This window comes from Rhizobium laguerreae (genome assembly GCF_002008165.1).
In the GTDB taxonomy this organism is placed as follows: Bacteria; Pseudomonadota; Alphaproteobacteria; order Rhizobiales; family Rhizobiaceae; genus Rhizobium; species Rhizobium laguerreae.
In genome coordinates, this window is sequence record NZ_MRDM01000011.1 from 140,063 (window position 1) to 153,430 (window position 13,368).

At 61.2% G+C, this 13,368-nt stretch carries 11 protein-coding genes; 4 read left to right on the top strand and 7 right to left on the bottom strand.

Going from position 1 to position 13,368, the window contains the following annotated elements; translation table 11 throughout:
* Nucleotides 1-50: 50 nt before the first annotated feature.
* The 5 genes from BS630_RS13210 to BS630_RS13230 form a co-directional block, all read right to left on the bottom strand.
* Nucleotides 51-941: an ABC transporter ATP-binding protein gene (locus BS630_RS13210; RefSeq protein ID WP_077977819.1), complete on the bottom strand. Its 891-nt coding sequence runs from the start codon at nt 939-941 to the stop codon at nt 51-53.
* Nucleotides 938-1,972: an ABC transporter ATP-binding protein gene (locus BS630_RS13215; RefSeq protein ID WP_077977820.1), complete on the bottom strand. Its 1,035-nt coding sequence runs from the start codon at nt 1,970-1,972 to the stop codon at nt 938-940. The genes BS630_RS13210 and BS630_RS13215 overlap by 4 nt, the downstream gene beginning before the upstream one ends.
* Nucleotides 1,973-1,976: 4 nt before the next feature.
* A complete protein-coding gene (locus BS630_RS13220) occupies nt 1,977-2,834 on the bottom strand; it encodes an ABC transporter permease (RefSeq protein WP_077977821.1) in 858 nt (285 codons plus the stop codon).
* Nucleotides 2,835-2,840: 6 nt separating this feature from the next.
* Nucleotides 2,841-3,845 (bottom strand): ABC transporter permease, encoded by a 1,005-nt coding sequence (locus tag BS630_RS13225; RefSeq protein WP_077977822.1) that lies wholly within the window; start codon nt 3,843-3,845, stop codon nt 2,841-2,843.
* Between the two features lie 67 nt (nt 3,846-3,912).
* A complete protein-coding gene (locus BS630_RS13230) occupies nt 3,913-5,814 on the bottom strand; it encodes an ABC transporter substrate-binding protein (RefSeq protein ID WP_077977823.1) in 1,902 nt (633 codons plus the stop codon).
* A 353-nt stretch (nt 5,815-6,167) separates the two neighbouring features.
* Between BS630_RS13230 and BS630_RS13235 the strand changes: the two genes are divergently transcribed.
* Complete coding sequence (locus tag BS630_RS13235) at nt 6,168-7,796, top strand: GH39 family glycosyl hydrolase (RefSeq protein WP_077977824.1); 1,629 nt, start codon at nt 6,168-6,170, stop codon at nt 7,794-7,796.
* A gap of 56 nt (nt 7,797-7,852) precedes the next feature.
* On the opposite strand, the gene BS630_RS13240 is transcribed toward BS630_RS13235, so the two are convergent.
* Nucleotides 7,853-8,524: a GntR family transcriptional regulator gene (locus BS630_RS13240; RefSeq protein ID WP_077977825.1), complete on the bottom strand. Its 672-nt coding sequence runs from the start codon at nt 8,522-8,524 to the stop codon at nt 7,853-7,855.
* A gap of 31 nt (nt 8,525-8,555) precedes the next feature.
* Nucleotides 8,556-9,581, bottom strand: coding sequence for a Gfo/Idh/MocA family protein (locus BS630_RS13245; protein WP_077977826.1), 1,026 nt, complete (start codon nt 9,579-9,581; stop codon nt 8,556-8,558).
* A gap of 239 nt (nt 9,582-9,820) precedes the next feature.
* On the opposite strand from BS630_RS13245, the gene BS630_RS13250 reads away from it, so the two are divergent.
* The 3 genes from BS630_RS13250 to BS630_RS13260 are packed head-to-tail and all read left to right on the top strand — an operon-like array spanning nt 9,821 to nt 13,349.
* Complete coding sequence (locus BS630_RS13250; RefSeq protein WP_077977827.1) at nt 9,821-11,533, top strand: IlvD/Edd family dehydratase; 1,713 nt, start codon at nt 9,821-9,823, stop codon at nt 11,531-11,533.
* Nucleotides 11,530-12,402 (top strand): amidohydrolase family protein, encoded by an 873-nt coding sequence (locus tag BS630_RS13255; protein WP_077977828.1) that lies wholly within the window; start codon nt 11,530-11,532, stop codon nt 12,400-12,402. The genes BS630_RS13250 and BS630_RS13255 overlap by 4 nt, the downstream gene beginning before the upstream one ends.
* A 14-nt stretch (nt 12,403-12,416) precedes the next feature.
* The gene (locus BS630_RS13260; protein ID WP_077977829.1) at nt 12,417-13,349 is read left to right on the top strand and encodes a dihydrodipicolinate synthase family protein; all 933 of its coding nucleotides are present in this window, start codon (nt 12,417-12,419) and stop codon (nt 13,347-13,349) included.
* Nucleotides 13,350-13,368: the final 19 nt, after the last annotated feature.

Below are 13,368 nucleotides of genomic sequence, written 5' to 3' on the forward strand. Positions count from 1 at the left end.
CGTTCCGGGTCGTCTCGACGATTTAAACAGTGAAGGTCAGGAATTGCGCTTCACCTGGCAAGGCGGGCGCCACTGCCGGAAGTGGCTTCACTTGTCTCGGCGTTGCGCTGCCGCAGTCGCAGGATCGCCGATGCCTCGCGCGGATTGGGCGGCAGGACAGCGTTCTTCAACGCGATCGAATAGGCGTGTTTCGGATGTTCGAGCACGTCCCTGGCATCGCCGCTCTCCACCACCACGCCCTTGCGCATGATCACCACGCGGTCGGAAATGTAATAGGCGGTCGCAAGATCATGGGTGATGTAGACGATCGAAACGTTGAGAGCATCACGCAGATCGCGGAAGAGATTGACGATCGACATGCGAAGCGATGCGTCGACCATCGAGACCGGCTCGTCCGCCACGATCAGCTTCGGCTCGGGTATCAGCGCACGGGCGACGGCGATGCGCTGCAACTGCCCGCCTGAAAGCTCGTGCGAGAAGCGGCCTTTTATCTCCGCCATCGACAGGCCGACGCGTTGGAGGGCAATGTCGGCAAGCGCCTCTTTCTCGGCGCGGCTCTTTGCTCCCTTGAAGCGATGGGCGGTGGCCAGCAGATACTCGTCGATCCGCGTCAGCGGATTGAAAGCTTCAAACGGATTTTGAAAGACCGGCTGGACCTTGGCCATGAAAGCCTCGCGATCCCTGCGGGAACGCACCGCCTTCACATCCGTACCGTCGAAATGAATGCTTCCCCGGTCGGCCTTTTCGCTGCCGAGGATCATCTTCGCCAGCGTCGATTTTCCGGAGCCGGATTCGCCGACGATCGTGAATATCTCAGGCTTGTCGGCGGTAAGGGCAAAGGTGACATCGTCGACCGCTTTCATCTTTTCGCGCGAGAAGAAACCGCCGATCGGAAAGAGCTTGGTGACATGGTCGAGTTCGAGAAGGAAATGGCTGCTCATTGGATCTGATACTCCCCGGCACGGAAGCACGCGACCCGCCCTCCCGTGGCGCTCGGCAGCATGGCCGGCACTTCACGTGCGCATTTGTCGATCGCGATCGGACAGCGCGGATGGAAACGGCATCCCGAAGGCGGATCCGAAAGTGCCGGCGGCTTGCCCCTGAGGCTCTTTCGCGTCGAGACGTCGCCAATGCGCGGCAGGCTGCCGATCAGGTGGACGGTGTAGGGATGCTGGGGATTGTCGAAGATCGCCTGCGTCGGTCCCTCCTCCGCCAGCCGTCCCGCATACATGATGGCCAGCCGGTCGGTGATGGCGGCATGCACCGACATGTCGTGGGTCACGAAGATGACCGAGGACTGCAGGCGGGCCTGCACTTCCTTGATCAGCGCCAGAACGTCCTGCTGCACGAGCACGTCGAGCGCCGTCGTCGGCTCGTCGGCGATGATAAATTCCGGCTCGCAGACAGTGGCCAGAGCAATCGTCAGACGCTGGCGCATGCCGCCGGAGAGCTGATGCGGAAAGGCTTCGAGCACATGCGGATCGAGATGCAGCCTGGCAAGATGCGCCTCGACGCGCGCCCGGAAGGCGGCGGGATCGAGGTTCATATGGCGGGAGGCGAAATCGGTGAAGGCGTGTTTGACCCTTCTGACCGGGTTCAGCACGTTCATCGAGCCCTGCATGATGTAGGAAAGGTGACGCCAGCGTGCCGCCTTCATCTTCGCCGGTTCGCCATAGACATCGATCGGACCGCCGGCAAAATTGAATTTCACCGTTCCGCCGACGACGCGCATCGGCGGACGGATGGCGCCGGCAAGCGTCTTGATCAGCGATGTCTTGCCGCTCGAGGACTCGCCGGCAATGCCGTAGATCTCGTTCCTGCGGATGGTCAGGCTGATATCGTCGACGGCACGGATCTCCCGCCGCACGCCGAAATAATCATTGACGTAATAACATTTCAGCCCGTCGATCGTCAGCGCGTCCGTGGCGTTTTCGGCAAGGGTCAAAGGCTGCGTCCTCATCAGGTTCTGCATTTCCTCAAGCTCCCATGCGGGCGAGCCGCGAGCGCGGGTCGATATATTCGTTCACCGACATGGCGAGCATGAACAGGCCGAGGAACAGGATGACGACGAAGAGCATCGGAAAGGCGACCCACCACCATATGCCCGATACCATCGCGGAATGCGCATTGGCCCAGTAGATCATGCCGCCGATCGTCGGCCGGTTGATGTCGGAAAATCCGAGCACCGAGAGCGTCACCTCGAGACCGATCGCCCAGATCATGTTGTTCATCGTCGTGAAGAAGACGATCGGCATGACATAGGGCAGGTGTTCGCGGATGAGGATCTGCGGTGTGCGCATGCCCGAAAAGACCGCGTGCCGGGTGAATTCCCGCTGACGGAGAGACAAGGCGACGGAACGGATCAGGCGGCTGTCGTGTGTCCATCCGAGCAGCGCTGCGGTGATCGCCAGCATGAACCACGTCATCTGGTCGCGGAGCACGAAGACCAGAAGCAGCAGGATCGGAATGTTCGGCAGTGCGCCGAGCGTATCGTTGACCGCCATGATGATCTGGTCGGTTCGCCCACCGATATAGCCGGAGATCAGCCCGACGGCGATGGCGATGATGCGGCTGACGAAGGCGACGATGATACCGAAGAACAGCGTATTGCGCATCGAGGCGGCGATCTGCCAGAAAACCTCCTGGCCGCGCGAGGTGGTGCCGAGCCAGAATTCGGCCGAAGGGGGCATGTCGGGCGCAACGACATAGATAGCATTCTCGTCATAGGGCGAGAAGAACGACGCCACGATCAGCGCCAGGATGATAGCGATCAGGATGGTTCCGAGCAGGAACTCCTTGTTGTAGCGCAGCAGGTCTCTGAGGACTTTGAACATCACGGATTACCCCAGTTTCACGCGTGGATCGATCAGCGGATAGATGATGTCGATCACGAAGACCGCGGCGGCAACCGCGATGATGGCGATGGTGGTGACACCGAGCACGAGGCTGTAATCGCCGGAATAGATGCCGGAGATCAGAAGCTTGCCGATCCCTGGATAATTGAAGACGAACTCGACGATGACGGCGCCGCCAAAGACGTTTCCGAGACTGAGCGCCAGGCCGGTGACCTGCGGCAGCATGGCGTTGCGCGCCACATATTGCGAAAAGATGCTGCGCGAGCGCACGCCGCCAAGTTCGGCATAGACGACGTGGTCGTCGGTGACGATGTTGGAAACCAGAGAGCGCATCGAGATGAACCAGCCGCCGATGCCGACGAGCACGAGGGTCAGGGCCGGCAGGATGCCGTGTTCGATCACCGAGCTGATGAAGGCCCAGTTGAAGGCCGGCGCGAGGTTGACCTGCGCGCCGTCGCTGATCGGCAGGATCGGCCAGATGAAACCGAAGAGGATCACCAGGCTGAGACCGATGATGTAGGTTGGGATCGGCTGCAGCGCCATGATGACGATGCCGGTAACCTTCAGCAGCCTGCTGCTGCGGAAATAGCCGGCAAGCGCGCCGAGAAAATTGCCGATGATCCAGGAAATGATCGTTGCGAGCGTCAGAAGCCCGACGGTCCAGGGCAGTGCACGGCCGATGACGGTCATGACGGGGGTCGGAAAAGAGGAAAGCGACGGGCCGAAATCGCCGGTCAGGACGCGGCCCCAGAAGGTGAAATACTGGTCGAGCAGCGGTCCGCCGGTGCCGTAGAGCTCGCGCAGCGATTCGCGAAGGATTTCGACGGCCTGCGGATCGGTAGAGCCGAAGCTCGTCAACAGCGATACGGTCTGCTCGATCGGATCGACCGGCGAAAAATGCGCGATCAGGAAGGCCAGCGTGATGCCGGTGAAGACCACGAAGAGAAATTGCAGAAAGCGTTTTGCCGCATAGATCAGAAAGCCGTTCATGACATCGACCTTTCAATAGCAGAACGGGAACAGCCGGCGGCCGGCTGCTCCCTTTGTAGTGCCTCGATCAAGGCTTCGGCGCGTCCGGATTGGCCTTCAGACCGACCACCATGTAGCGGATGTTGGACCAGTTCGGACCCGAGGCCGAATAGGGATTGTCGGCGCTCGGATAGTTGGTCCAGTAGGTCGTATCGAGCGGCGCGAACTTGTTGTAGGCCATCAGCGGGATCATCGGCATTTCCTCTACGGCAAGCTTCAGGAAGTCCTGGCCGAGCTTGGCGACATCGGGCGAATCGAAGGCGATCGACCGATTGCGCTCGATCATCTGGTCGAGACGCGGATCCTGCCAGCGCTGCAGATTGCGCGGCGGCTGGATCTGCCCGACCGGCTTGATGAACTCCGAATGATAGCTGTCAAGGAAGAAGGAGAGGTCGGGATGACCGCCCCAGGTCTCGATGCTCCAGTAGATCGCCGCCTCGAAGTCGCCGGTGCTGAGGCGCTGGCCATTGGTCGGGCCGGCGACATCGACCTTGGTGGCGATGCCGGCTTGCGTCCATTGCTGGGCAATCACCGTGCCGGCGCGGGCAAGCGTCGGGATGGCATCGCCTTCCACCTGCAGGCGGATCGCAAAGGGCGTGCCGTCAGGCTTCACCCACTGGCGGCCGCTTTTCTTGAAGCCTGCCTTCTGCAGCAGCTCGGTTGCAGCCTGAACGTCCTTTTTCCACCAGCCGAAGCCGAATGTGCGCTGCAGCTTGGCCGGATCGGTCGGGATCTGATCGGCCCATTGGCTGCGCACCATATTGGCGATCTGCGCCGAGATGTTCGGATCGTAGGGCTTGATCTTCCGGGATCCGGTGTCGAGCTCGAAATTCGTCAGCCAGTCCTGCATCGGTGCATAATAATCGTCCGGGGCAGAACCCGTCGGTGGCGTGGCAAGGGCGGCGATATTGGCCGCGCCGCGGTAGGAGCCGAGGGCCACTTCGCGGATATCGATCAGCAGAGCGAGAGCCCAGCGCACGTCCTTGCTGTCGAAGGGCGCCTTCTTCGTATTGAAGAGAACGGAAGGCAGCGTCGGGTCCGGATGCGCGAAAGGAAAGCCCTTTAGCCAGGAGGCCGTGCTCTTGCTGTCGCGCATGATCGAGAACATGCCCTCGGGCGCCATGTCGTTGATGACGTCGAGATTGTGGTTGCGCTGTTCGATGACGCGAGCTTCCGGATTGCCGGCCGCACGATAGACGACGTATTTGACCTCGGGTGGTTGTGCCGCAGCCAGGCCGATCGACGTGCGCTGCCAGTCGTCGCGCAGCTTCCAGATCGTCCAGTTGCCGCCCTTGTCATAGCTTTGCAGCTGGTAGGGCCCGAGCGAAACCGGCGGATTGTTGTTGAAGGACAGCGGATCTGCGGCCTTCTCGAAGACATGCTTCGGCATGATCCAGGCAGCATTCCAGCGCACGGTAAACAGCGTGTGGAAACGCGAATTCGGCTTCTTCAGATGAAAGACGACCGTCTGCGGATCCGGATTTTCGATGCTCGCGACATTGACGGTGAAGGGCGCGCTCCAGGCCATGCCGGGATGATCGATCTGCGTCTGCACTGTATAGACCACGTCGTCGCTGGTGAATTCGACGCCGTCGCTCCAGAAGATGCCCTTGCGCAATTTCACCGTCATCTCGGTGAAATCGGCGTTGTAGCTCGGCGGTTCGCTGGCCAGCGCATTCTGCCAGGCATCCTTGCCGCCCTCTGGATTGATGAACCACAGCGTATCGGTGGTCAGCTGCTGCAGACCGTTGAGGTTTGCCGCCGCCCCGCCGCCCGGAGCCCAGAGGTTGAACCAGTCGGCATTCTGCTGCGGCGTGCCCTGGATGATCAGCGTTTCATTGCGCGGTATGCCGGCAATGAAATCCTGCGCAAATGCCGGAAGGGCCATGAGCGACAATAAGGCAATGGCTGCATATTTACGGAACTTCATCGGATGTTCCTCCTCCTCAACTCGCTGCGGCGAGCACTTCCCGTAATCAATTGACGATGGCGTCCAGCGAACCCCTGCCTGCACGTGCCGCAGGGACACATGCACTCCTCGGCGGCGGGCGAACTCACGCCATAGTTATCGACAATATTTTGAGAAACGGCAACTGATAATTTTGACAGGCGTAAAAAATAGCGCATTTTCAGGCATTCTTGACCCGTTGTGACGATGGGCTTTTTTATATTATTGACAAAGAGAGCATTTCGCTTAGCTTTTGCGGCGAGCGCGGCGCGCCCTCCCAAGAGGCCGCACTTCATCACCAGACAGGTCAGCTGCTTTCGGGAGGAGGCTTTGGCATGACCGTTCAAGAGGACACCAGGATGAGCAGCCCCTATGACGTGACAATCTCCGTTCACGCCAACCGGCCGACCGGCAAGTACGAGCCCTTGTGGAACTGGTTCGGCTACGACGAGCCGAACTACACTTACTCCCCGCACGGCAGGAAGCTGCTCAAAGAACTCACAGAACTCAGCCCCGAGCCGCCCCGCATCCGCGCGCACAATCTTCTGACCAGCGGCGATGGCCTGCCTGCCCTCAAATGGGGTTCGACCAATGCCTATGCCGAGGATGCGTACGGCAATCCGGTCTACGACTGGACGATCATCGACAAGATCTTCGACACCTATGTCGAAGCCGGCAACATTCCGCTGATTCAGATCGGCTTCACGCCCGAAGCGCTATCCGATTTCGACGGTCCCTATCGCCACCAATGGGAGCCGGCCGACAAATACGCAACGATCACCACCGGCTGGACGGCCCCGCCGACGGACCTGAAGAAATGGGGCGACCTGATCGAAGCATGGGCGCGCCATCTGGCCGAAAGATATGGCGAGGACGTCGTTTCAAGCTGGCCATGGGAAGTGTGGAACGAGCCGGACGGCCACTACTGGACCGGCACCATCCCGCAATTTTGCGAAATGTATGACGTCAGCGCCAAGGCCTTGAAGCGCGCGCTTCCGAAGGCCCGCGTCGGCGGGCCGCATACCTGCGGCGCCTTTGCCAATGAAAAGGCCCAGACCTTCCTGCGCGCCTTCCTCAAGCATGTGGTCGACAACAAGTCGCCGATCGATTTCCTCGCCTTCCACGCCAAGGGCAATCCCGTGATCTACGAGGGTCACGTGCGGATGGGCCTGCACAAGCAGCTCCGCGACATCGAGACGAACCTTGCCATCATCAATGAGTTTCCGGAACTCCGCCACCTGCCCGTGGTGATCGGCGAATCCGACCCGGAAGGCTGTGCTGCCTGCTCTGCACGCGTCCATCCCCAGAACGGTTATCGCAACGGCCCGCTCTACGGCGTCTATGTCGTCGAAAGCATGATCCGCACCTATGAGCTCGCAAGACGCGCCAACATCCACATCGAAGGCGCGGTCACCTGGGCCTTCCTCTTCGACGACCAGCCCTATTTCGACGGCTTCCGCGATCTTGCCACCAACGGCGTCGACAAGGCTGTTCTCAACGGCTTCCGCATGCTCGGCAAACTCGGCGGCGAATGGCTGGAATCGGAAAGCGATTATCGCCGTGATATCGAAGATATCATGAGCCATGGCGTTCGCGGCAAGCCCGATGTCAATGTCGTGGCGACCCGCGACGACAAGGGTGTTTCCATTCTGCTCTGGCACTACCACGACGATGATGAAGCCGGGCCGTCCGCAGACATCACGGTCAATCTCGATGGCTGGGGCGACATGTCCGCCTCGCTCAAGCATTTCAGGATGGACGAGGAGCATTCCAACGCCTTCGGCGTCTGGAAGACAATGGGCAAGCCGCAGAATCCGACCGGCGAAGACTATGCCAGACTGGAAGCCTCGGGAAAGCTCGCCGAGATCGACGGTCAGGCGTCGGTCAAGGTTGATGACGGCAAGATCGCCCTCAAGGTCTCCCTACCGCGTCAGGGCGTGTCTCTCCTGCGCCTCGATTGGTGAGCCGGTAGGCGAAGGGAGCGCAATCGAAAGTTTGCGCTCCCTTTCAAACGACCCGGTCAACTCTCGCTGACATAGGCGAGATAACGTTTCTTGCTCGGCTGCAGATGGTCGACGCAGAGCTGGGCGAGAACCCAGTTATCCTCACCGCGCAGCATCTCAATCATCAGCCGGTGGTGCTCGTGCGAAATGCGCAACGAGCCCTTGCTCGACATCGAATTGGCGCGCACCGGCAGGCTGAGCCGCATATAGAGCTCGATCGATTGCACCAGATGCGCATTGCCGCAGGCGCCGAAGAGCGTCAGGTGAAATTTGTCGTTGGCCTCGTGCACACCCCTGAGATAGCCGGATTCGACGTGGCGACCATGCTCATCGTGCAGCGCCAGCAGTTCCTCGATCAATGCCTCGGGCGCCGGCAGCTTTATCCACAGCGCTGCCTGTCGTTGCAGCAATTCACGCACATCGTAGATTTCCTGGACCTGGCGGGCCGTCAGCGAACGCACGGTCGCCCCCTTGTTGCGCTCCCGAACGACGATGCCCATCGTCTCGAGCTGCACGATCGCCTGCCGGGCGAAATGGCGCGTGACGTGAAAGCGGGCAAGAAGCGCGTCTTCAGTAAGGCGGGTTCCGGGCGCTAGCCGCCCGAAAATGATGTCCTCCTCCAGCGCGCGGGCAATGCTTAGATCATCATGCTCTATGCCGTCTTCGCGGCTTTCGTTGAGCGTCTGCAAATGTCATCTCCTCTGACGGCGGCAGGCCATGTTACAGTGGATTGCGTTCCGGGTCGAACCGGCTCAGGCGATAGATATCCTCGACAAGAGCAAGCGTCTTGATGTTATCGCCCGGCGATGTCTCCATCGCCACCTTTCCATCGAGGCTGTCGAGGAAATGCGCGATGGTCGCGTCATAGGCGCCCTGGTAGGTCTCGTCAGGATCGAAGCTTTCCCGGCGCTGCTGCGCACCCTCAGCCGAGAGCAGATTGCCATCAAGTTCGAGCGTGCCGCGCGCCCCGAAGATGCGTAAGTGATCGCGCGGCGACGGCGGCGCGCCATGCACCGCGAGATTGGCATTGATGGTGACGAGAATGCCATCGCTCGTCCGGCGCAGGACGACGCTTGCGACATCCTCCGCGACGATATCGCGATTGCTCCTCTCAAGCCGCGCAGTGACCACCTCCAACTCGCCCAGAAGATATCTCAGCGTATCGAGATGATGGATCATGACTTCCATGACCAGCAATCGCTGCTGCGTCCGGAAAAACGGCTGGCGTATCAGCGCCGGCCTCTTTCCCTCCGCATCCGCGATCATGCCGCTGGACAGGAATTCGAACCGCACCTGGCGGATCTCGCCGGCAAGCCCCTCGTCGAGCCATGCCTTCATCCGCCGATAATAGGCGCGGAACCGCCAGTTCTCGTGGATCATCAACCTGCCCATGTTGGGAAGGCTTGCCAGCAGATCGATCGCCTCGCCATAGGAGGGTGCCAGCGGCTTCTGGCAGATGATGTCGAGGCCCTTTGCCGCCGCCAGCCGGACCAACTCGACATGGAATTCCCGCGGCGCGCAGATATCAACGGCATCGAGCTGCTCGGCATCCAGCATCGCCTGCGCACTTGTATAGTGGTGCGCGATATCGAAGGCGGCAAGCCGAGCTTCGATGGCGCTCGGCGACGGATCGGCAATCGCCACGAGCTCGGCTCGTTCCGATTGCCGCATCCATGCAGGCAGATGGTAGGCACTGACCCAGCCGGCGCCGATAATGCCGATACGCCGTCGCCCCATTCCCATCACGGCGCTTCCTCTATGTTCAATTCAATTTATCAATAATCTACCCTGTTTCACCGCAAAAGCCAATCACCTGACTGCCGAGCGAAAGCACGAATTTCGGAGATTTTCATTATATTCTATGGCGATCACGGAAGAAATCGAAAAACACGATACAATGGCGCCATCTTATTTATTGACAATCATCGGTATCCCTCTACCCTGACGCCACGGCCATGGATCAATTTGGCGAGGGAGGAACAGCTTTGTCGAACGGTCTTCGCCGCAAGCTGACGAGTTATGGCGATCAGGGATTCTCCCTTTTCCTGCGCAAAGCATTCATCAAGGCCATGGGTTATTCGGACGATGCGCTCGACCGTCCGATCGTCGGCATCGCCAATACCTACAGTGATTTCAATCCCTGTCACGGCAATGTGCCGCAACTCATCGAGGCAACCAAACGCGGCGTGATGCTGGCGGGTGCGATGCCCATGGTGTTTCCGACGATCTCGATCCACGAGAGCTTTGCCTCGCCGACCTCGATGTATCTGCGCAATCTGATGGCGATGGAAACGGAAGAGATGATCCGCGCCCAGCCGATGGATGCCGTCGTCCTGATCGGCGGCTGCGACAAGACCCTGCCGGCCCAGATCATGGCGGCCGCCAGCAGCGAGATACCGGCGATCTTCCTGCCGACCGGCCCGATGGCCGTCGGCCACCACAAGGGCGAACGGCTTGGCGCCTGTACGGATTGTCGCCGTTTCTGGGGGCGCTTCCGCGCCGGAGAGATCGACGAGGCCGAGATCGCCGAGGTCAACAACAAGCTGGCCAGCTCGATCGGCACCTGCACGGTGATGGGCACGGCGAGCACCATGGCGAACCTGACCGAGGTCATGGGGCTCTGCCTTCCCCGCGCCGGTTCGGCACCCGCCGTCGAATCCGAACGGGTCCGCCTTGCCGAGGAGACGGGCCGTGTCGCTGCACGTCTCGCCATGGATGAGGCTTCCCCAACCGTGCGCGATATCCTGACGCCGCAGGCAATCCGCAACGGTCTCGTCGCGCTGCAGGCGATGGGCGGCTCGACCAATGCCGTCGTCCATCTTGCCGCAATCACCGGCCGCCTCGGCCTGCGCCTCGACATGGCCGAACTCGACCGCCTGGGCCGAAGCATTCCCCTGCTCGTCGACCTGCAGCCCTCCGGGCAGCACTACATGGAGCAGTTCCACGAGGCGGGCGGCGTCCCGGCTCTGTTGAAGGCGGTGCGCCATGAAATCGACGGCAGCGCCCCGACGGTCTATGGTAGAACGATCGGCGAAATCATCGACGATGTCGTCGACGAACCGGGCCAGACCATCATCCGCACCGTCGAGAAACCGCTAAAGCCGATCGGAACGATCGCCGTCCTGCACGGCAATCTTGCGCCGCGCGGCGCCGTCATCAAACAATCGGCTGCATCCAAGGACCTGCTCCAGCATATCGGACGCGCCGTGGTCTTCGATTCCGTCGAGGATATGACGCTGCGCATCGACAGCGACGATCTCGACGTCCATGCCGATGACATCCTGGTCCTGCGCAATGCCGGACCAAAGGGTGCGCCCGGCATGCCGGAAGCCGGCTATCTACCCATCCCCCGCAAGCTCGCGCGGCAGGGTGTGAAGGACATGGTGCGGATTTCCGATGCTCGCATGAGCGGCACGGCCTTCGGCACGATCATCCTCCATATCGCGCCTGAGGCGGCCGATGGCGGGCCTCTGGCGATCGTCCGCACCGGCGATCGCATTCGCCTCGACGTCGAGGGCCGGCGCATCGATCTCGATATCGACCAGGCGGAATTCGATCGCCGCATGCTTGATGTCGTCAATCGGCCCTCCCCGGCCCCGGCGCGCGGCTATGCCAAGCTCTACCAGGAGCGCGTGCTCCAGGCTGACGAAGGCGCCGATTTCGACTTCCTGCAAAGCGAGGAGCTCGACGCGCGATGAGCGCCGCTGATATGGAGGCACCGCTTTGCCTGCCCCGCCGGCCGCTGACGCGGCTGCCGCGGGCGGCACTGCCGCAAGGCACGGTCGATACGCATTTCCACGTCTTTCGCGCCGGCGCCCCGCTCAACACCCCACGCAGCTACACGCCTGACATCGCGACGATTGCCGACTGGATCGAATTCTCCGGCAGCTTTGGCATCGCCAGGGGCGTATTGGTGCAGCCAAGCGTCTATGGCCTCGACAACAGGGTGCTGCTCGAGGCGCTGGCCGCCTATCCAGATCGTCTGCGTGGCATCGTCGTCATCGATCCCGAAACCGCAGAAACCGAGATAGAACGGCTCGACCGGCTCGGCGTGCGCGGCGTGCGGATCAATACGCGCAACAAGGGCGGCCTCCCACTCGCCGCCGCCAGGACACTGGCGGAAAGCATTGCCCCTCTCGGCTGGTCGCTGCAGTTGCAGATCAATCCCGAACAACTTCCCGATATTGCGGCAACGCTGTCCGGCATCCGCCTGCCCATCGTCATCGACCATCTCGGCTTCATTCCGCTTGCCAGAGAGACGAGATCATTGCATGTCGATGCGCTGAAAAGACTGATGGACAGAGCCGAGGCCTACGTCAAAGTCACCGCGCCCTATCGTCTGACGAAGGACGTGAATTACGACGGTTTTGCCGAGGTCACCTGCGCTCTTGCCGCCAGCCATGCGGAGAGGCTGCTCTGGGGCAGCGATTGGCCGCACACCGAATTGTGGGAAGGCATGCCCGATGACGCCGAGCTGGTAGAGACCATGCATGCCGCCATCGACAACCCCGCGATTGCTGAGAAGATTTTTGTTCGAAATGCCGAAGCGCTGTTCTTCGGCCGCTGAATTGGAGAGCACCAATGGCCAGACTGACTGAAGATGCCAAGGGCGTCTATGTGATCGCCGTAACCCCCTTCACCGATGACGGCGCGCTCGATCTCGCCAGCATCGACAGCATGGTCGATTTCTACGAGGGCGCCGGCGTCACCGGCCTGACGGTGCTTGGTCAGCTCGGCGAGGCTCCGAAGCTGACCGCCGAGGAATCGCGGACAGTCGTCGAACGGGTGTTGAAGCGCCTCGACGGGCGCCTTCCCGTCGTCGTCGGCGTTTCGGCGCCAGGGCTTGCGCCGATGAGCGAACTCGCCGAAGCCGTCATGGGTGAGGGTGCCGCCGGCGTCATGGTCGCGCCACCCTGGACCGTCAAGACCGACGATCAGGCTTTCGCCTTCTACCAGTCGGTCGGCGAGGCCCTGGGCAATACGCCCTTCGTGCTGCAGGATTACCCGCTCACCACCAATGTGACGATCGCGCCCAAGGTCATCGAGCGCATCGTCAACGAGGTGCCGAATTGCGTCATGCTCAAGCACGAGGATTGGCCGGGTCTTTCGAAAATCTCGGCACTTCGCGCCGCCAGCGACAAGGGCGCCATGCGGCGCATCTCCATCCTCTGCGGCAATGGCGGGCTTTTCCTGCCCGAAGAGATGGGCCGCGGCGCCGATGGCGCCATGACCGGCTTTTGTTATCCCGAGATGATGGTTGGCGTCGTCGAGGCCTATGCAGCCGGAAATCCCGATCGCGCCCATGCGATCTTCGATGCCTATCTGCCGCTCGCCCGCTACGAACAGCAGCAGGGCATCGGCCTTGCCTCGCGCAAATATGTGCTTGCCAAGCGCGGCGTGATCAAGTCCGCCACCCTGCGCAAGCCGGGCGCCAAGCTCTCGGCGCTCGATATTGCCGATGTCGAGCGCTTGCTGGCGCGCCAGGCCATCCGCCTCAAGGAGATCGGGGCGTAACGAACCGATGCAAATCCGA

What these genes read in the sequence shown, in the direction of transcription:
- BS630_RS13225 (WP_077977822.1), bottom strand. Translation starts at nt 3,845, where the DNA reads ATGAACGGCTTTCTGATCTATGCGGCAAAACGCTTTCTGCAATTTCTC.
- BS630_RS13235 (WP_077977824.1), top strand. Translation starts at nt 6,168, where the DNA reads ATGACCGTTCAAGAGGACACCAGGATGAGCAGCCCCTATGACGTGACA.
- BS630_RS13220 (WP_077977821.1), bottom strand. Translation starts at nt 2,834, where the DNA reads ATGTTCAAAGTCCTCAGAGACCTGCTGCGCTACAACAAGGAGTTCCTG.
- BS630_RS13255 (WP_077977828.1), top strand. Translation starts at nt 11,530, where the DNA reads ATGAGCGCCGCTGATATGGAGGCACCGCTTTGCCTGCCCCGCCGGCCG.
- BS630_RS13230 (WP_077977823.1), bottom strand. Translation starts at nt 5,814, where the DNA reads ATGAAGTTCCGTAAATATGCAGCCATTGCCTTATTGTCGCTCATGGCC.
- BS630_RS13210 (WP_077977819.1), bottom strand. Translation starts at nt 941, where the DNA reads ATGAGCAGCCATTTCCTTCTCGAACTCGACCATGTCACCAAGCTCTTT.
- BS630_RS13215 (WP_077977820.1), bottom strand. Translation starts at nt 1,972, where the DNA reads ATGCAGAACCTGATGAGGACGCAGCCTTTGACCCTTGCCGAAAACGCC.
- BS630_RS13260 (WP_077977829.1), top strand. Translation starts at nt 12,417, where the DNA reads ATGGCCAGACTGACTGAAGATGCCAAGGGCGTCTATGTGATCGCCGTA.